Below are 17,781 nucleotides of genomic sequence, written 5' to 3' on the forward strand. Positions count from 1 at the left end.
TCAAAGAAGAATCAGGATTGGTCATCGATGATGCGGCGCAAGTCCTTCGCAATCGCATCGGGTGTGTCGTGATCGGTGGCGAGCAGGCGCGCGTGGCCCTGACTGTCGAACACATAGACGGCGGAGCTGTGCGTGACCTCGTAGTTGCCGTTCGGGTCGCGCTTTTCCATCTGATACGCAACACGATAGCGCTGCGCCAGCGACTCGATCTGCCAGTCGGTGCCGGTCAGCCCTTCGGCGTGCTGCGCGTCGAACGCGCCGACGTAGTCGTGCAAGGCCTGCGGCGTGTCGCGCGCGGGATCGACGGTGATGAACAGGATGCGCACTTTCTGCGCCTCGGGGCCGAGCTTGCCCAGCACCTGCATCAGACGGCCCATCGTTTCGGGGCAGACGTCCGGGCAATGCGTGTAGCCGAAGTAGACCAGTGAGGTGCGGCCCTTGAACGAAGCGGCGCTGACGGGCCGGCCGGTGTCGTCGGTCAACGTAAAGTCCAGATCCGGCAGGTGCCCCGTCACGTTGGTCAACCGCCACGGCTCGGCGCGCTGCGTGCAACCGGTCAGTGTGGCGAGCGCGACCAGCGTGCCCAGCGCCGCTGCCGCCGCAAACCGGCGTGCCACCCCGTGCGTCAACCGGTGCATGGACCGGTTGGATCGTGAGCGGGACAGCGTTGGCTGCGGGCGCTGGGGTGGAAAGATCGGGAACAAAGCGGGGTTCAATGACTCGATTGGGGAGCAGGCCACACGAATCGATGGAGCGGGGAGGCGCACCGTCGCCCGATCATGCCGTGCAAGTTTCGCGCGCGACACGCAATTGAGCGGCAGGTGCAACGATGCGCATTACGCCGACGGTCTGTGTGGCAGCGACTGTAGCGCAAAATTGGCGCCAGCGTCGCGCGGCGCGCCGGGCGTACGATTTGCGAGTCAATTTGACGCAGCAGGCTGAAAGTCGGGCGAAGCCCGATCGTTGCGCTTTTGAATGCAATCGCCGCGAGCGGGCGGGCAAACGTCGCGCCAGGCTTGAGTCCCGGCTTACTTTCTCGAAAAATTGACCGATGCGCGGTAAGATGCGCACACTTTTCCGGCCCCAGATGGCTGAAAGGCGAACCCACGCGATGCAAGCACTTCCGGCTGTTCTGTCTCCGAGCGAGACGGCATTTTTCTTCGACTTCGATGGCACGCTCGTCGAACTCGCCCCCACGCCGGACGGCGTGCTCGTGCAGCCGCGCGTGATCGACCTGCTGCGCGAACTGCGCAGCCTGACGAATGGCGCGGTCGCGGTGGTGTCCGGGCGCGGCATCGACAGCATCGACAGTTTTCTCGGCATGCCCGATCTGCCGGTCGCTGGTCTGCACGGCGCCGAGCGGCGCGATGCGAACGGCGACACGCAGCGCATCGGCTTTCACGACCAGCGCCTGTTGCGCATGGAGCAGGTGCTCGCGCAAGTCGTCAACGAGCACCCGGGCATGCTGCTCGAGATCAAGGGCGCGGCGCTCGCGCTGCACTACCGCAATGCGCCGGACCGCGAGCCGGTCGCGCGCGAGGCAACCGAGCGGCTCGTCGCCGATTACCCCGCGTCGTACGTGCTGCAGCCCGGCAAGATGGTCTACGAGATCAAGCCGAAGGACGTCGACAAAGGCCGCGCGACACGCGCGTTCCTGGAGGAGCTACCGTTCACCGGCCGCACGCCCGTGTTCGCCGGCGACGATCTGACCGACGAGAAGGGCTTCGCGGTCGTCAACGAACGTGGCGGTCTGTCGATCAAGGTTGGCGCGGGCGAAACGATGGCGCGCACGCGCGTCGAGTCGGTGTCGTCACTGCTCGACTGGCTCGAAGCGATTGTCGCGGCGGCGCGCGGCGCATGACGCCGGCGCGACGTTCAACGAAAACAACATACTGCATCGGGAATCGCGCTTCATGAGCCGACTGATCATTGTTTCGAACCGGGTGGCGCCCATTTCGGAGGGCGGCCCGGCGGCGGGCGGTCTGGCGGTCGGCGTGTACGACGCGCTGAAAGAGACCGGCGGCATGTGGTTCGGCTGGAGCGGCGACGTGCTCAGCTCCGGCCAGCCGCAGATCAAGCTCGAGGAGCGCGGTCCGGTGACTTTCGCGACCGTCCCGTTGATGCGCCGCGACTACGATCAGTACTATCGCGGTTTCTCGAACGCGACGCTGTGGCCCGCGTTCCACTATCGTTCCGACCTGCTGCACTACGACCGGCACGACTTCGAAGGCTACTGCCGCGTCAACGCGTGGCTCGCGCAGCAACTCGTGCCGCTCTTGCGCGAAGACGACGTGATCTGGGTGCACGACTATCACCTGATCCCGTTCGCGCAGGCGCTGCGCTCGGCAGGGGTGAAGAACCGCATCGGCTTTTTCCTGCACATTCCGTTTCCGGCCGCGCAGGTGCTGCTGACGGTGCCGCCGCATCGCGAGCTCGTCGAGGCGCTGTGCTCGTTCGACCTGCTCGGCTTCCAGACCGGCCCCGATCTGCGCGCGTTCTGCGACTACGTCATTAACGAGGCGGGCGGCTCGATCGACGCGTCGCCGAAAGGTCCGCTCACCGTGAATGCGTTCGGCCGCACGCTGCGCGCGTCGGCCTATCCGATCGGCGTCTATCCGGACGAAATCGCCGAGCTCGCGAAGGCGGGCGAGCGCGGCAAGCCGGTGCGCACGATGAAGGCGACGCTGCATTCGCGCAAGCTGATCATGAGCGTCGACCGGCTCGATTATTCGAAGGGGCTGGTCGAGAGATTCCGCGCGTTCGAGCGCCTGCTCGAGCATACGGCCGCGCAGCGCAACAAGGTGTCGTTCCTGCAGATTGCGCCGCCGACGCGCGCCGACTTGCACGCGTATCAGGACATCCGGCTGCAGCTCGAAGGCGAGTCGGGACGGATCAACGGGCGTTTCGCCGAGCTGGACTGGACGCCGATCCTGTACATCCACAAGCAATACGAGCGCTCGGTGCTGGCGGCGCTGTTCCGCACCGCGCACGTCGGCTATGTGACGCCTTTGCGAGACGGCATGAACCTCGTCGCGAAGGAATACGTGTCGGCGCAGGATCCGGAGAATCCCGGCGTGCTGGTGCTGTCGCGCTTCGCGGGCGCGGCGCAGGAGCTCGACGGCGCGCTGATCGTCAATCCGGTCGATATCGACGGCATGGCGGAGGCGCTGGCGCAGGCGCTCGACATGCCGCTCGCCGAGCGCCAGGCGCGCTATCGCGACATGATGGCGCAGCTGCGCGAGAACAACGTGTCGGTGTGGCGCGATAACTTCATGCGCGATCTGCAGAGCGTCGATGGCGCGAAGCGCGCTAGAAGCGGGAAGGCGCGCGCGGCCACGGGTGCGGGTCACGCCGGGCGGAAGAGGGCGGCGCGCGAGCGCGTGACCGGCTAAGCTAGCCGCGAAGCCAGACAGGAAAAAGCCGCTCCCTGGAGCGGCTTTTTGCATGCGGCGCGCAGCGCCTGGACCCTGCGTGGCGTCAGGCCACGTGCTGTTCGTCGACTTTCTTGCCGCCGATATGCAGCGTCTGGCCCTTGCCATACTGCTTGGCGAGCAGGTCGCGATAGAGGCCCGGACGCTGACGCAGTTCTTCCGGCGAGCCGTCGTCGATGACCTTTCCGGCGCTCATCACGATGATCCGGTCGAAGTTGTTCAGCGTCGATAGACGGTGTGCGATCGCGATCACGGTACGACCGACCATCAGGCGGTCGAGCGCCTTCTGGATCGCTTCCTCGGACGCGCTGTCGAGCGCTGACGTGGCTTCGTCGAGCAGCAGGATCGGCGCGTTTTTCAGAATCGCGCGCGCAATCGCGATGCGCTGGCGCTGGCCGCCCGACAGCTTCACGCCGCGGTCGCCGACGATCGTGTCGTAGCCTTCTGGCATTGCTTCGATAAAGTCCGCGCAACGCGCCTCGCGCGCTGCGGCGAGCACTTCCTCGCGGCTCGCTTCCGGGCGGCCGTACGCGATGTTCTCGTACACCGTGCGATGGAACAGGGAAATGTCCTGGGGCACCAGCGCGATCGCGTGACGCAGGCTGTCCTGAGTGATCGACGCGATGTCCTGGCCGTCGATCTTGATCGCGCCACCCTGGGTTTCGTAGAAGCGCTGCAACAGCGCGAGCACCGTCGATTTGCCAGCGCCCGACTTGCCGATCAGGCCGACGCGCTGGCCCGGCTCGATATTGAGGTCGAAGTGATCGAGGATCGGCCGGCGGCGCGGATAGGCGAACGTGACGCCGTCGAACGTGACGCGGCCGCCCTGGGGCACGAGTTCGGTCGAGTCGTCGCGATCGGGCATGCCGTGCGGTTCGAGCAGCGTGCGCACCGCCTCCGCGAGTCGCGCGACGTGCTGGGTGACGTCGACGAGCGCGACCGCGAGATCGCGCGTGCCGTGCAGGATCGTGAAACCGAGCGAGCTGACGAGCACGATGTCGCCCGAAGTCGCGCGGCCCTGGTCCCACAGCCACAGCGCCCAACCGAGTAGGCCGGCCGACAGCAGCGCGGTGATCACGGCGTGCAGCAGACGCAGCTTTTCCAGGTACAGCAGGCTTTGCTGGCGCGCGTCCATTTCCGACTTGACCGTTGACGCAAAACGTTGCTGTTCGCGGAACGTCATGCCAAACGCGCGCACGAGGCCCATGTTGCTGATCACGTCGACGAGCTCGCCGTCGACCGATGCCGCCTTGGTCGCAAAATTATGGTGACGCGCGGAGCCGCGGCCCGCGAGCTTGTACAGCACGACCGCCAGGATCGCCGAGCACAGCATCAGGCCGGCGGCCATCAGCGGGTTCACCGAGATGATCATCACGATCGCGCCGAGCACGGCTATACAGGGCGGCAGCACGTTCCACGCGGTGGTGTTTTCGGCGGTGTAGACGGCGTTCGAGGTCGCGGTGATGCGGCTTGCCAGCATGCCGGGCTGCTTTTCGGCGTAGTAGGTCGGTGAATGGCCGCTCAGGTACTGGAACAGGTCGCGCCGCAAATCGCCCGTCACGGCGACGAACGTGTGCGCGGCGAACCAGCCGCCGAGCCGCCATAACAGGTTATCGGCGGCGATCAGGCCGACAAGGATCGCGAACGCGCCCCACAACGGCCCCGGATGATGGCGGCCACCGCCGAGCACGTCGATCAGATGTTTGATCGCGTATTGCGAAGCGAGTGCACAGCCCACGGCCGCAAACACGCTGCACAGCACGATCGCGTGCGCGACCGGATGACGGCGGATAAAGCGGAAGAGAAACGCAAGCGGCCGGTGCGCATAGCTCGCGAGCTTTGCGTTCTGGGCGTTTCGCTGGGCGATGGTCAAGTGTTCCAATTGAGCTGAGATCGATGTGTTGCGGGTTGTGCATGCAATGCGCGGACCACACGGACAAGCATGGCTCTCCGTGAAGCCGATGCTTCGCATTGTAAACATGCAAAGACGATTGCGCCCTGTGTATCCGGGCTTTGACGCGATTGATTTCGCGATAGACCTCCGCGATCTGCGTCGTCTCGACACACCAGCCGACGGGCCCTTCCGGCAGATTGCGGAAAATTTCGAGATATAATTACAGTTTGCATTCAACCGGGCCGTGGCAATTTTGCAATTCCTACCGGCAACGTTTGATGCGCGAGAGTTCACCGCTCGGTACGTCGTGCCTCGCCGAACCTCCTGGACACTGTAGAACTGTCTTTGAAAACAAGGGTTTGCAAAGTGTTTCGCGTTTGTAACAACGTAAAGACTTTGAAATGTTGCGGTGCGGCGACAATTCGGGCATCGATAATGCGTGCTCGTTAGCCCCGGCAAATTTTCTGACAGTTTGTCAACGTAGGTGCCCCATGCGCGTTTACTCGCACATGCGCAGACGCTGATCCACTTGTCTGGGCTCTTGACCCAAGCGATCCATCGCAGGATTTCTCAAAAGAATCAGGCCCGCGCCGGTATCTCCGGCCAGACTGCCCTGGCGAGCAAGCGAGTCGCTTTTTCCAAATGCAGTACCTTTGCCTGATTTTTTACTAGGAGTTCGTCAATATGCGAATCGCTCAAATCGCTCCGCTGCACGAGGCGGTTCCTCCCAAGCTGTACGGTGGTACGGAACGCGTGGTGTCCAATCTGACCGAGGCGCTGGTCGAGCAGGGCCACGACGTCACGCTGTTTGCAAGCGGTGATTCGCAAACCTCGGCGAAGCTCGAAGCATTCTGGCCGCAGGCGCTGCGCCTCGACCCGACGATCCGCGACGTGATGGCGCCGCATATGCTGCTGCTCGAAGAAGTGCGCCGCCGCGCGGACGAATTCGACGTGCTGCATTTCCACATCGACTACTACCCGTTCTCGCTGTTCGCGCGTCAGCCGGTGCCGTTCCTGACTACGATGCACGGCCGTCTCGATCTGCCGGAACTGCAGCCCATCTTCAATACGTTCAAGGACGTGCCGGTCGTGTCGATTTCCGACAACCAGCGCATCCCGCTGCAACAGGCGAACTGGCTGCAAACCGTCTATCACGGTCTGCCGGAAAACGTGCTCACGCCGATCCCCGACGTCGAACCGGGCTACCTCGCATTCCTCGGCCGCGTTTCGCCGGAGAAGGGTCTCGACCGCGCGATCCGCATCGCCGGCCAGGCAGGCATGAAGCTCAAGGTCGCCGCGAAGATCGACAAGGCCGACCGTGCCTATTACGAAGAAGTGATCAAGCCGCTGATGGCGCTCCCGCATGTCGAGTACATCGGCGAAATCGGCGAAGCCGAAAAGCGTGAGTTCCTCGGCAACGCGCATGCGCTGGTCTTCCCGATCGACTGGCCGGAGCCGTTCGGCCTGGTGATGATCGAGGCGATGGCTTGCGGTACGCCGGTGATCGCGTTCAATCGCGGTTCGGTGCCGGAAGTGATCGAAAACGGCGTGTCGGGTTTCGTCGTCGAAGACGAAATCAGCGCGGTCGCTGCGCTCAAGCGTCTGCACACGCTGCCCCGCGCTGGCGTGCGCAAGGCGTTCGAAGCACGCTTCACGTCGAAGGTGATGGCGAAGAACTACGTCGCCGTCTACGAAGACCTGCTGCGCAGCAAGCATCGCACGGTGCTGCGCGAAGTCAACGCGGGCTGATTGGCGGTTGATTCGCCGCGGTTGTTTCGCGGTAGATGAGACGCCGGCAGCAGGAATCACGCTTCCTTCGCTGCTCTGAACGCCCCGCCGGCATGTTGCCGGCGGGGCGTTGTTGCATGCGCGCCGCGTTTTTCGTCGGTGCACCGATGAAAATACCGGTTTCCGCGCGGCGCGAACGAGCCAGGCTCGGTAATATCCCTATAATTGCCGTGCCGCAAATTGGGCTGCGGTGCCGCCGACGACAGGAGGATGCCTTGGCGAGAACGAAAGAGACGCGCGCGAACGCCGCGCCCGGCGCCGGAACGATTTTTACGTTGCGCGCCATCGGTCTCGTGCTCGCCGCCCGCTGGCTTTTCTCGATGTCCGAGATGAGGCTGAGCACCGCGCTGACCGCGATGGCGTCTTCACCGTGGGCGTGTATCAACCTCGTCTTTCTGTTCCTGCTGATCTTCCTGCCCGGCGCGCGCGCCGTCGCCGAGCGTCCGTTCCATCCGTTGCCGCAATGGCTGCGTCAGGCGCTGCGCCTGTTCGCGTTCCTCGGGTTTCTGTTTGCGCTGTGGTCGGTCGGCGCGTTCGTCGCGAGCGCGGGCTGGCGTCGCGCGATGCAGGCGGTCGCGGCCACCAACGGCTGGCTCGTCGCGGCGCCGGTGCTGTATGCGATCGTCTTGTGGATCTGCCGGCCGCTGCCGTTGTGGCGCACCAATGTGGCGGCGCGGCGCTTTGCGATCGGCCGCTATGCGGTGTCGCTCGATCCGGTGACGCGCACCGTCGTCGTGTGGGCCGAGCGGCGCAAGGTGGGGCAATACGATGCGCGCGAATTGTCGGTGCGCTGGGCGAGCGGTTCCGATGCGCGCGCGACGCCGGCGCCCGCTCCCGCAGTTGCGTTCGGCGCGGCGGGCAAGGCCGGTGCGTCGGCGGCGCCGATGCCGTCGGTCGCGGCGCCCTCGCTGGCGCGCAGCACGTTCGGCGTACGTCCGAAGGTCGAGTTGCTGTGGGATTCGCCGGCCGCCGCGGGGCACAACCGGCAGACCGTTTTCCGCGCCGCGCTGACGACCGAAGGCGATCGCGTCGCCGCCCGCGCGCTCGACACGACGCTGCGCCAGGTCTGACGCTGCACGTTTTGTGCTATCGGTCACATCGCGTGGCCATTGCACGCATCCCGAAGCGAAGCTTCGTCGATAATGCAATCAAGGCGCCCGGCCTGCCGGCGGGCGAGTGGGACACTCATCGATCGTATCGCGTCTTTCGCAGGAGTCGCTATGCTGGTTCGCTGGTTGCTTGCCGCCCTTCATCTGCTCGCTTATGGCTTTGCGCTCGCGTCGATTCTCAGACGCACGTGGTCGCTGCGTCGCGCATCGGTGCCCGCCGCGCTGCGTTCGGTGTTTCGTGCCGATTCACGCTGGGGCATCGCCGCGCTGGTGCTGATCGTGACCGGCCTGATGCGCGTGTTCGGCGGCTATGAGAAGGGCGCCGACTACTACCTGCACGAGCCGCTCTTTCACGTGAAGATGACGTTGCTGGTGCTGATCCTGATCCTCGAAGTGCCCACGATGCTTGGCCTGATGCGCTGGCGCGCGTCGATCCGCAGCGGCGCGGCGCCGAATCTGAAGAAGGCGCGGTCCTACGCGCATTTCAGCGTAATCCAGACCGTGCTGCTGGTTCTGATGGTGTTTGCGGCCACTGGAATGGCGCGCGGCATCGGACTGCCCGCCGGCGCGGTGTAGCGCGGCGGGCCTTCTTTCCATTGCGACGGGCTGGTGGCGCGCGCCAAGCGTTGCGCCCTCGTGCAGGCCTGCGTCGCGCTAGCCGACCAACAAGCCAGAATCGTCGACCCGGTCGGCCTTGACCTCTGCCGACTCGCGCACGAGTTCTGGCTCGCCGAGACCCTTGATCAACTCCAGCGCCTGACGCTCGAACAAGCGACGGTACAAGCCGTTGTCGCGTTTGATCAGCGCGTCGTGGCTGCCTTCCTCGATCACCTTGCCCTTGTCCAGCACGAGCAACCGGTCGAGCGCGCGCACCGTCGACAACCGGTGCGCGACCACCAGCGTGGTGCGCCCCTGCATCAGCCGCTCCATCGCGCGCTGGATCAGCACTTCGCTTTCGCTGTCGAGGCTCGACGTGGCTTCGTCGAGAATCAGGATCGGCGCGTCGGCGAGAAACGCCCGCGCGATCGCGACGCGTTGACGCTCGCCGCCCGATAGCTTGATGCCGCGTTCGCCGACCAGCGTATCGTAGCCGTTCGGCAGCGCGGCGATGAAGTCATGCGCGCTGGCGAGCCGCGCGGCGCGCTCGATGTCGGCGCGGCTCGCGCCGGGCCGTCCATACGCGATGTTCTCGGCAAGCGAGCGGTGAAAAAGCACCGGCTCCTGCTGGACGATCGCGATCTGGCTGCGCAGCGACGCTTGCTGGACCTGCGCTATGTCCTGGCCGTCGATCGTGATCCGCCCGCCCGAAATGTCGTGAAGGCGCTGGATCAGCTTGATGAAGGTCGTCTTGCCCGAGCCGGAATGACCGACCAGCCCGACGCGCTCGCCCGGCGCGATGCGGATCGAGAAGTCGTCGTAGAGCGGCCGGCTGTGCGCGCCATAGTGAAACGACACATGCTCGAAGCGGATTTCGCCGTTGCGGATCGCGATCGGACCGGCACCGGGACGATCCTCGATGCCGAGCGGCTGGCTTTCGAGCGACACCAGTTCCTCCATGTCGTTGACCGAGCGCTGCAGGTTGCGGATGTGCATGCCGATGTCGCGGAGGTAGCCTTGCAGCATGAAGAACATCGTCAATGCGAACGTGATGTCGCCGACGCTCGCTTCGCCGCGTGCCCACAGCAGCAACGCAACGCCGAGAATCGCGGCCTGAATCGCGGCCAGCATGCCGCCCTGGAGGCCGCCGTTGAGCGTGCCGCGCACCCACGTCCGGCGCGTGCGCTGCCGCCATTTGCCGATCACGTACCCGAGGCGCGCTTCCTCGCGCGCTTCCGCGCCGAATGCCTTGACGACGCCGTTGCAGCTGACCGCATCGGCGAGCGCGCCGCCCATGCGCGTGTCCCACGCGTTCGCGAGACGCGCGGACGGCGCGACGAAGCCCAGCGACACCGTCACTGTCACGCCGATGTACAGCAGCGAGCCGATGCCGACAACGACGCCCATCATCGGCCAGCGCGAACCGAGCAGCAGCGTCGCGCCGACCAGCATCACCAGCGACGGCAGCAACGCGATCAGCAGCGTGTCGTTCAGCAGGTCGAGCGCCCACATGCCGCGCGTGATCTTGCGCACGGTCGAGCCGGCGAAGCTGTTCGCGTGCCAGTCGGTCGAAAAGCGCTGCACGCGATGAAACGCGCGTGCGGCGATCTCGCTCATCATCTTCAGCGTGAAGCGGATGATGTTGAAGTACACGCCCTGACGCAGCAGCGTCGCGGTCAGGCCGAGCGCGGCGAGCACGCCGAAGGCCTCGAGCGCGTGATGCCAGATGGGCGCCGACGACGCCGGACCGGCCGCGATCGCGTCCACCAGACGTCCGGCGAAGACCGGCGTGAGGATGTCCGCGCCCGCCGTGAACAGCGCGAGGGCCGCGATCACGATGATGCGCCACGGCTGTTGGGCCCAGTGACGGAAAGTGAAGCCGAGAACATCCTTGAAGGCTTGTCCGCGAAAGTCGAGTTTTTTGTTGGCCATTTGCTTTCGACCCGGCGACGCACGAGCGCGCCGAGGTTCCAGTCAGAAGCGAAAAAGGGTAGACAGCCAGCGGATGCCGGAATGCGCGCGGGAACGCGCGAAAAAATACGGCGGCAAACAACGGCAACGGAACAACGGACTGTCTGGAGTGAACGCGGCCCGCCTGTCGAGGCGGCTGCGCATCTGCTGCGACGCTGCGGCGTTTAAGGTCGCAGCGGTCGTGGCGGACGGGCTGACGGTCGTGGGACCATGCGAGGGAGCGCGCGATGCACTGCGAACATGTGGCGCCTCCCTGAGATGGTTCAAGATGGAGAAACCGGACAGAGCCGGACCGGGCGAATGCCCGTCTGCCGAATATAGCAACAGTGCGGGGTGCTCGCCAACCTACGGAACGACGTGGTTCTGCAGCCAGTGAAATCTCGTGCTGCGCACGAGCCGGCAAATAGAAAAAGGGCTTACGCATTGCTGCGTAAGCCCTTTTGTCTTCGGTGATCGACACACCAAGAATCTGGTGGGTAGTACTGGGATCGAACCAGTGACCCCTGCCGTGTGAAGGCAGTGCTCTACCGCTGAGCTAACCACCCGAAGAGATTGAGATTATGTCAGGGAACTTGGGGTTCGTCTAGTCTTTTTTAAGCAGTTTGCTCATCAGTTGCTGGCGCGGGTTCAAGGCGCCATACGCTCGCACCCTTGATCGCCTTGTCGAGATCGTCGAGCACGGCTTCGTGCGCGGCGCGTTCGTCGTCGCTCGCGGCGATCACGACCAGTTCCAGCGATTCGAGCGCTACACGCGGCGTATCTGTAGCGTCGCCGGTCTGCGCTTCGCCGAGCATGTCGATGACGAGGCTTTCCTGGCCCCGCGTCATCGCCAGATAGACCTCGGCGAGCAATTCCGAGTCGAGCAGCGCGCCGTGCAGCGTACGGTGCGCATTGCTGATGCCGAAGCGGTCGCACAGCGCATCGAGCGAATTACGCTTGCCGGGGAACATCTGCTTGGCTTGCGCGAGCGTGTCGATGATCTCGCCGCAGTGCGTGCTCACCGGCGGCAGACCGAGCAGCGCGAACTCGGCGTCGAGAAAGCCGATGTCGAATGGCGCGTTGTGGATGATCAGGTCCGCACCCTGGATGAAGTCGCGGAACTGGTCGATGATCTCCGCGAACTTCGGCTTGTCGCTCAGAAATTCCGTCGTGAGGCCGTGCACCGCGAGCGCGCCCGGATCGCTGTCGCGCTCTGGGTTGATATAGAAGTGCAGGTTGTTGCCGGTCAGTCGGCGGTTCACTAGCTCGACGCAACCGAGTTCGAGAATCCGGTCGCCGCCGCGGGCGTTCAGGCCGGTAGTTTCGGTGTCGAGGATCAGTTGACGCATGTCGGATTAGCCTGCTTCGAAAAAAGTGCAGTAAAAAAGCGAAGAGGGCGGCGCGCGTCGTTGGCCGCTGCGCGCACGCTCCTTACATCTCGGCGAGCGACGCCACGCCGCGATTGGCCAACTGATCGGCGCGCTCGTTCTCCGGGTGGCCGTTGTGGCCGCGCACCCAGCGCCATTCGACTTCGTGCTGCGCGACGAGCGCATCGAGCCGCTTCCATAGATCGGCGTTCTTGACCGGCTGCTTCGCCGCGGTGACCCAGCCTTTCTTCTTCCAGCCGTGAATCCACTCGCTGATGCCTTTCTGCACGTACTGCGAGTCGGTGTGCACGATCGCCTTGCAAGGGCGCTTCAACGCCTCGAGCGCGGAAATCACGCCCATCAGCTCCATGCGATTGTTGGTCGTGTTGGCCTCGCCGCCGAACAGTTCTTTTTCCTGGTTGCCGAAGCGCAGCAACGCGCCCCAGCCGCCAGGGCCGGGATTGCCCTTGCAGGCGCCGTCGGTATAGATGTCGATGTGGTCCGGTGTCATTCGGTGTGGTTACGTGTGTTCGGGGTGGCGGCGGGCGCGAGGCCTGCCGCGAGCACGGGCTTTTTCACTTTGAGCGGCCCGACGAGACGCATGCCGCGCACGCGCTTGATCGCCTTGATCATGTAGGTTGCGCCGAAAATCGGCCACCAGCGGTCGCCAGCGGCTTCCATGAAGCCGTAGCGCGCGAGCCATTGATCACTCGCGAGCGGCGGACGATAGCAGCCGAAGCGCCCGCGTTCAAGATCGAAGCCGAGCAGCTTGATCCAGTCCTTCAGACGCGTGAACGCGATCAGGTCGACGGCCGAAGGCACGAACGGGCGGCCTGTCATCTTGCCGATCGATTGCCGTACGCCCCACAGCGACAACGAGTTGAAGCCGAGGATGATCAGTTGGCCTTCGGGCACCAGCACGCGTTCGGCTTCGCGCAGCAGCCGATGCGGGTCGCTGGTGAATTCGAGCGTGTGCGGCATTACGAGCAGGTCGACGCTTTGCGCTTCGAACGGCAGATCGAGCAGGTCGCACCAGACCGCGCTGCGGCCGGCCGGCGCGTGCAGCCCCGACGCGCCTGGCGCGGCGTTGACGGGATTGTCGCCGCCAGGGTTGCCCGCGCCGCCGATGCCGCCGGCGCTGCCACGACGTGCCGCCGGCGGATACGTGTACGGCGCGCTCGCGCCGCTCGCCGCGTCGAGCACGAGGCCGCGGCACGGCATCCGGTTTTCGCGCAGCGCGTCGAGCTGCGGCAGGCCGAGTTGCAGCGCATGATAGCCGAACACGTCCGACACCACGCGATCGAGCTGGGTTTGCTCCCAGTCGAGCACGTAGCGGCCTGGCGGCGAATCGGTCCAGGCGGGCCAGTCTATAATCGCTCGGTCAGTCATATTAAAAATGCGTCGCCTATGAATGCGCTCGAGTACGTGCCGGTCCCGGCGTTTGAAGACAATTACATTTGGGTCATTGCCGACGGACACCATGCGGTCGTCGTCGATCCGGGCGAAGCCGCCCCTGTGCGCGCCTGTCTGGCCCAACGAGGCTGGCGGCTGAGCGCTATTTTACTCACGCACCATCATCAAGACCACGTCGGCGGGGTGGCCGACCTGCTGAACGGCCAGGACGTGCCTGTCTACGGCCCCGCCGGCGAAGCGATCGCGCACCTTACGCATCGTCTCAAAAGCGGTGATCCCGTGACGATCGCGGCACCCGCACTCGAATTCAGCGTGCTCGACGTGCCCGGTCACACCAGCGGACACATTGCCTATTTCCAGGCGGCCGATACGCGCGGCACGCCGCACGTGTTTTGCGGCGACACACTGTTCGCGTGCGGTTGCGGGCGCCTTTTCGAAGGCACGCCGCAGCAGATGCTGAATTCGCTCGATGCGCTCGCCGCGCTGCCCGGCGCAACCGAAGTGCATTGCGCGCACGAATATACGCTGTCGAACATCCGCTTCGCGCTCGCTTGCGAGCCGCACAACGCGGAACTGCAGGCGTGGCGCGACAAGGCGAACGAACTGCGCTCCCGCCACCAGCCGACGCTGCCGACCACGATCGCGCACGAGCGCGCGGTCAATCCGTTCCTGCGCGCAGACGAGCCGGCGATCCAGTCGAACCTCGAAGCACAATTGCACGAAACGGTCTCTGACAGGCTGAAGGCCTTCACCTTGATGCGCGAATGGAAGAACCGCTTCCGTTGATCCGGAGCGCATTCGGCAGTTCTTCACGCGATGAATCGGAAAAATTCGCCAAGCCCCAGATTTGGTTGATTTTTTTCTTGATTTTCCAATTGACGGAAACGTTGACGTTTCGTACTATCGGCTGCAAATTCCAGCCCTTGTGGAAACCGAGACGTTCATGCGATTTATCTTAAGCGCGTTATTGGTCCTGACACTCGCCGCGTGCGCGAGTCAGGGACCGACGACGAATACCGCCAATAACCCCGCCAGCCAGCAAGCCGTAGCCGACGCACTTCGCAAGAACGCCACCGCTAAAGAAACCATCAATGTCGACCAGGGCTCGGTCAATCAGTTGACGAGCCAGGACGCCGATCTGTGGGGCCGCATTCGCCGTGGCTTCCAGATGCCCGATCTGCAGAGCGACCTCGTCGACATGCAGCTCAACTGGTATCTGCAACGCCCCGATTACGTGCAGCGCATGACCGAGCGCTCGCAGAAATATCTCTATCACATCGTTGAGGAACTCGAGTCGCGCCATATGCCGACCGAGCTCGCGCTGCTGCCATTCATCGAGTCCGCGTATAGCCCGCAGGCTTTGTCGGTCGCCAAGGCGGCGGGCATGTGGCAATTCATGCCGGGCACGGGCCGTACCTACAACCTGAAGCAGAACATGTGGCAGGACGAGCGCCGCGACGTGCTCGCGTCGACCAGTGCCGCGCTCGACTACCTGTCGAAGCTGCACGATATGTTCGGCGACTGGCAGCTCGCGCTCGCCGCGTACAACTGGGGTGAGGGCAACGTGCAGCGCGCGATCGCGCGCAACGAGGCGGCGGGTCTGCCGACCGACTACCTGAGCCTGCGTATGCCGAACGAAACGCGCAACTACGTGCCGAAGCTGCAGGCGGTCAAGAACCTCGTGATGAACCCGCAGGTGTACGGGCTGGCGCTGCCGGCGATTCCGAACCACCCGTACTTCGTGACGGTCACGACCTCGCACGATATCGACGTCGACGTCGCCGCGCGGCTTGCCAACATGTCGACCGACGAGTTCCGCTCGCTGAACCCGTCGTTCAGGAAGCCGGTGATTCTCGGCGCGACGCAGCCGCAGATTCTGTTGCCTTTCGACAACGCGTCCGCGTTCGAGCGCAATCTGAAAACGTACTCGGGCTCGCTGTCGTCCTGGACCACCTACACCGTCGACGCACGGGCGACACCTGCGGCGATCGCACAGAAGATCGGCGTCGACGCAGACACGCTGATGGAAGTGAACAAGATTCCGGTCGGCATGCGCCTGAAGCCAGGCTCGACGATCGTCGTGCCGCGCGGCTCGGACGACGACGAGGACATCAGCGCCGACATCGCCGAAAGCGCGGTGCTCGCGATGGAACCCGACGTGCCCGACACGCGGAAGATGCTGATCCGCGTGCGCCGCAATCAGTCGATGGCCGCCATCGCGCTGCGCTACGGCGTGTCGGTCGGTCAGCTGAAGGCATGGAACAAGACACATCGCGATCAGGTTTCGCGCGGCCAGGTGGTCGTGCTGCATGTGCCGGTCGGCAAGCCGGTACCGAGCGAGCCGGGGCCGGAAAAGATCGCCGCCGATGTGCAAGGCGGCAGTGTGCAGAAGATTGGCGTCCATGCCGCAGACGCACGCGGCGATTCGCGCTACGATAAGAAGAAAGGGCGCGGCCACTCTGCCATCGTCAAGGTCTCCCAGCCGGGCGGCAAGGGTGACAAACCGGCGGCGCCTGCCAGCAAGGGCAAGGTCGAGAAGGTGTCGGCCTCGGTGCCCGGCAATGCGTCGAAGGCCGCGGCTGAGAGCCGCCCGAAGACCGTGGCCAACGCGAAGAAGAAGGGTAAATAGACCAATAGCGGCTCTCACGGTAGTGACCACATGCGTTGCGGGGGCAGCGCATGGATTGCGCTCCGATCACGCACCGTGTTCATCCAACGCCGTCACCTCAGGGTGACGGCGTTTTTCATTGCGCGGACGGTTCCTGCGGGTTTGCCGTATTTACTTTATTGTTCGTGCTTCGGCCGCGTTGGCCGCGGGACGCCGTTCTGTCCCGATCCGTCGGAACCTCGGGCAAGGTTCTTGAGGTCCATTTCCAGGTTTTCTTCCGGATTTATGTCGTCGACCCAACTGCGCGTCTTTCTGCTTTTTTCCGCCGGCTACTTCGTCTCTTACGTGTTTCGAGGCGTCAATCTTGGTTTCGCGCCGTTCATCACGCGCGATCTCGGTCTGTCAGCCGCCGATCTGGGTGTGCTGACGAGTCTGTATTTCCTCGGCTTCGCGGGCGCGCAGATCCCCGCTGGCGTGCTGCTCGACCACTTCGGCGCGCGTCGCGTGACGGCCGTCACGCTGCTCTTCGCCGCGCTCGGCATCTGGGTGTTCGGCGCGGCGCACAGTCTCGGCATGATGATGGTCGGGCGGCTGCTGATCGGCGTCGGCGTCTCGGTATGCCTCGGCGCCGCGTTCAAGGCGCTCGCGCAGCATTTTCCGGTCTCGCGTTTGCCATTGATGAACGGGCTCGTGATGGCGATCGGCGGTTTCGGCGGCGTGATGGTCGGTTCGCCGCTCACGTGGGTGCTCGGCTTCTCCAGTTGGCGCTCGGTCTGCGTCGGGCTCGGGGTGCTGACGGTGGTGGTCGCGCTCGCGCAATGGACGCTCGCGCCGGACGCGCGCGACACGCATCGCCAGACGAGCCTCGTTGCGCAGTTCAAGGGCACGTGGCATATCCTGCGCAGCGCGGCATTCTGGAAAATCGCGTCGTTCTCGGTCGTTACGCAGGGCGTTTTCTACGCGATGCAGTCGTTGTGGGTCGGAGCATGGCTGCGCGACGTACAAGGCTTCGAACCGCACGAGGCGGCGGCGCTCGTGTCGATTCTCGGCTTCGCGATGATGGCGGGGTGCGTCGGTTTCGGCGCGGCGGCGCGTAGTCTCGAGCGGCGCGGTCTCTCGTTGTACGCGTTCTGCGGCATCGGCATGGCGTTATACGTGCTGACGCAGATGCTGATCATGTTCAATGCGCCATTGCCGGCGAGCCTGTTGTGGGCCGCGTACGGAATCTTCGGTGGCACTGGCATTCTGAGCTACGCGGTGATGGCGCGACATTTCCCGCCGCAGATGATCGGCCGGGTCAACACGACGCTGACGCTGATTATTTTTCTGCTGATCTTCGGTTTTCAGATCGGCGTTGGCGCGGTGCTTTCTCACTGGCCGGCGAGCGGCGGGCACTATCCGGCGGTCGCGCATCTGAGCGCGTGGGAAATCCTTGTCGCGCTGCAGGTGCTGAGCGCAATCTGGTACGCATTGCCGGGACGGCAGCTTGCCGGGTCCGGCGAAATGCGCGCGGAGCAGGAAGCCTGAACGGCCGCGCGGCACGCCGCCCCAAGTCCGCGTCCTATCTCAGATTTGGAAGGAAGGGCGGTTTCAGGCTATAATTTCAAGGTTTGAGCTTATCAAC

The 17,781-nt window shown here is 64.4% G+C and carries 14 protein-coding genes and 1 tRNA gene; 8 read left to right on the forward strand and 7 right to left on the reverse strand.

All coding sequences use genetic code 11. The annotated features are described in order from the left end of the window. Positions 1 to 11: 11 nt before the first annotated feature. The gene (locus AB3X94_RS00525) at positions 12 to 638 is read right to left on the reverse strand and encodes an SCO family protein (protein ID WP_176105478.1); all 627 of its coding nucleotides are present in this window, start codon (positions 636 to 638) and stop codon (positions 12 to 14) included. A 473-nt stretch (positions 639 to 1,111) separates the two neighbouring features. Here AB3X94_RS00525 and otsB point away from each other — a divergent pair, with 473 nt between their 5' ends. Then, a complete protein-coding gene (gene otsB / locus AB3X94_RS00530) occupies positions 1,112 to 1,861 on the forward strand; it encodes a trehalose-phosphatase (protein ID WP_176105479.1) in 750 nt (249 codons plus the stop codon). A 52-nt stretch (positions 1,862 to 1,913) separates the two neighbouring features. Further along, on the forward strand, positions 1,914 to 3,392 hold the full coding sequence (otsA, locus tag AB3X94_RS00535; RefSeq protein WP_176105480.1) for an alpha,alpha-trehalose-phosphate synthase (UDP-forming): 1,479 nt from the start codon (positions 1,914 to 1,916) through the stop codon (positions 3,390 to 3,392). Positions 3,393 to 3,477: 85 nt separating this feature from the next. Here the strand turns inward: otsA and AB3X94_RS00540 are convergent, their stop codons facing one another. Next, the gene (locus AB3X94_RS00540; protein ID WP_176105481.1) at positions 3,478 to 5,313 is read right to left on the reverse strand and encodes an ABC transporter ATP-binding protein; all 1,836 of its coding nucleotides are present in this window, start codon (positions 5,311 to 5,313) and stop codon (positions 3,478 to 3,480) included. A 696-nt stretch (positions 5,314 to 6,009) separates the two neighbouring features. Here AB3X94_RS00540 and AB3X94_RS00545 point away from each other — a divergent pair. The 3 genes from AB3X94_RS00545 (at position 6,010) to AB3X94_RS00555 (ending at position 8,798) form a co-directional block, all read left to right on the forward strand. Continuing rightward, a complete protein-coding gene (locus AB3X94_RS00545; RefSeq protein WP_176105482.1) occupies positions 6,010 to 7,074 on the forward strand; it encodes a glycosyltransferase family 4 protein in 1,065 nt (354 codons plus the stop codon). Between the two features lie 254 nt (positions 7,075 to 7,328). Then, positions 7,329 to 8,183, forward strand: a complete 855-nt coding sequence (locus AB3X94_RS00550) for a hypothetical protein (RefSeq protein ID WP_176105483.1) — start codon at positions 7,329 to 7,331, stop codon at positions 8,181 to 8,183. Positions 8,184 to 8,333: 150 nt separating this feature from the next. After that, the gene (locus AB3X94_RS00555; RefSeq protein WP_176105484.1) at positions 8,334 to 8,798 is read left to right on the forward strand and encodes a DUF2214 family protein; all 465 of its coding nucleotides are present in this window, start codon (positions 8,334 to 8,336) and stop codon (positions 8,796 to 8,798) included. Positions 8,799 to 8,876: 78 nt separating this feature from the next. Here AB3X94_RS00555 and AB3X94_RS00560 read toward each other — a convergent pair whose 3' ends face one another. The 5 genes from AB3X94_RS00560 to AB3X94_RS00580 form a co-directional block, all read right to left on the reverse strand. After that, positions 8,877 to 10,751 (reverse strand): ABC transporter ATP-binding protein, encoded by a 1,875-nt coding sequence (locus AB3X94_RS00560; RefSeq protein ID WP_184226563.1) that lies wholly within the window; start codon positions 10,749 to 10,751, stop codon positions 8,877 to 8,879. A gap of 509 nt (positions 10,752 to 11,260) precedes the next feature. Further along, positions 11,261 to 11,335 (reverse strand) — tRNA-Val (locus tag AB3X94_RS00565). Positions 11,336 to 11,383: 48 nt separating this feature from the next. Then, complete coding sequence (gene dnaQ / locus AB3X94_RS00570; RefSeq protein WP_368610556.1) at positions 11,384 to 12,118, reverse strand: DNA polymerase III subunit epsilon; 735 nt, start codon at positions 12,116 to 12,118, stop codon at positions 11,384 to 11,386. Positions 12,119 to 12,200: 82 nt separating this feature from the next. Beyond that, the gene (gene rnhA / locus AB3X94_RS00575; RefSeq protein ID WP_176105530.1) at positions 12,201 to 12,647 is read right to left on the reverse strand and encodes a ribonuclease HI; all 447 of its coding nucleotides are present in this window, start codon (positions 12,645 to 12,647) and stop codon (positions 12,201 to 12,203) included. Beyond that, the gene (locus tag AB3X94_RS00580) at positions 12,644 to 13,525 is read right to left on the reverse strand and encodes a class I SAM-dependent methyltransferase (RefSeq protein WP_368610557.1); all 882 of its coding nucleotides are present in this window, start codon (positions 13,523 to 13,525) and stop codon (positions 12,644 to 12,646) included. Before AB3X94_RS00580 ends, rnhA begins: the two co-directional genes overlap by 4 nt. Positions 13,526 to 13,543: 18 nt before the next feature. Here AB3X94_RS00580 and gloB point away from each other — a divergent pair, with 18 nt between their 5' ends. The 3 genes from gloB to AB3X94_RS00595 all read left to right on the forward strand — a co-directional run bounded on the left by gloB (position 13,544) and on the right by AB3X94_RS00595 (position 17,684). Further along, the gene (gene gloB / locus AB3X94_RS00585; protein ID WP_368610558.1) at positions 13,544 to 14,335 is read left to right on the forward strand and encodes a hydroxyacylglutathione hydrolase; all 792 of its coding nucleotides are present in this window, start codon (positions 13,544 to 13,546) and stop codon (positions 14,333 to 14,335) included. Positions 14,336 to 14,492: 157 nt separating this feature from the next. Continuing rightward, positions 14,493 to 16,178, forward strand: a complete 1,686-nt coding sequence (locus AB3X94_RS00590; RefSeq protein WP_176105533.1) for a transglycosylase SLT domain-containing protein — start codon at positions 14,493 to 14,495, stop codon at positions 16,176 to 16,178. Positions 16,179 to 16,442: 264 nt separating this feature from the next. After that, positions 16,443 to 17,684, forward strand: a complete 1,242-nt coding sequence (locus AB3X94_RS00595) for a nitrate/nitrite transporter (protein WP_176105534.1) — start codon at positions 16,443 to 16,445, stop codon at positions 17,682 to 17,684. The last annotated feature ends 97 nt before the right edge of the window (positions 17,685 to 17,781 follow it).

It is taken from the genome of Paraburkholderia sp. BR10923 (assembly GCF_040948765.1).
GTDB classification, from domain to species: domain Bacteria; phylum Pseudomonadota; class Gammaproteobacteria; order Burkholderiales; family Burkholderiaceae; genus Paraburkholderia; species Paraburkholderia youngii.

Excerpts from the sequence above, each read along its gene's own strand:
- AB3X94_RS00595 (WP_176105534.1), top strand. The coding sequence starts at position 16,443 with ATGTCGTCGACCCAACTGCGCGTCTTTCTGCTTTTTTCCGCCGGCTAC.
- otsA (WP_176105480.1), top strand. The coding sequence starts at position 1,914 with ATGAGCCGACTGATCATTGTTTCGAACCGGGTGGCGCCCATTTCGGAG.
- AB3X94_RS00525 (WP_176105478.1), bottom strand. The coding sequence starts at position 638 with ATGCACCGGTTGACGCACGGGGTGGCACGCCGGTTTGCGGCGGCAGCG.
- AB3X94_RS00545 (WP_176105482.1), top strand. The coding sequence starts at position 6,010 with ATGCGAATCGCTCAAATCGCTCCGCTGCACGAGGCGGTTCCTCCCAAG.
- gloB (WP_368610558.1), top strand. The coding sequence starts at position 13,544 with ATGAATGCGCTCGAGTACGTGCCGGTCCCGGCGTTTGAAGACAATTAC.
- AB3X94_RS00580 (WP_368610557.1), bottom strand. The coding sequence starts at position 13,525 with ATGACTGACCGAGCGATTATAGACTGGCCCGCCTGGACCGATTCGCCG.
- AB3X94_RS00590 (WP_176105533.1), top strand. The coding sequence starts at position 14,493 with ATGCGATTTATCTTAAGCGCGTTATTGGTCCTGACACTCGCCGCGTGC.
- dnaQ (WP_368610556.1), bottom strand. The coding sequence starts at position 12,118 with ATGCGTCAACTGATCCTCGACACCGAAACTACCGGCCTGAACGCCCGC.
- AB3X94_RS00555 (WP_176105484.1), top strand. The coding sequence starts at position 8,334 with ATGCTGGTTCGCTGGTTGCTTGCCGCCCTTCATCTGCTCGCTTATGGC.
- rnhA (WP_176105530.1), bottom strand. The coding sequence starts at position 12,647 with ATGACACCGGACCACATCGACATCTATACCGACGGCGCCTGCAAGGGC.
- otsB (WP_176105479.1), top strand. The coding sequence starts at position 1,112 with ATGCAAGCACTTCCGGCTGTTCTGTCTCCGAGCGAGACGGCATTTTTC.
- AB3X94_RS00560 (WP_184226563.1), bottom strand. The coding sequence starts at position 10,751 with ATGGCCAACAAAAAACTCGACTTTCGCGGACAAGCCTTCAAGGATGTT.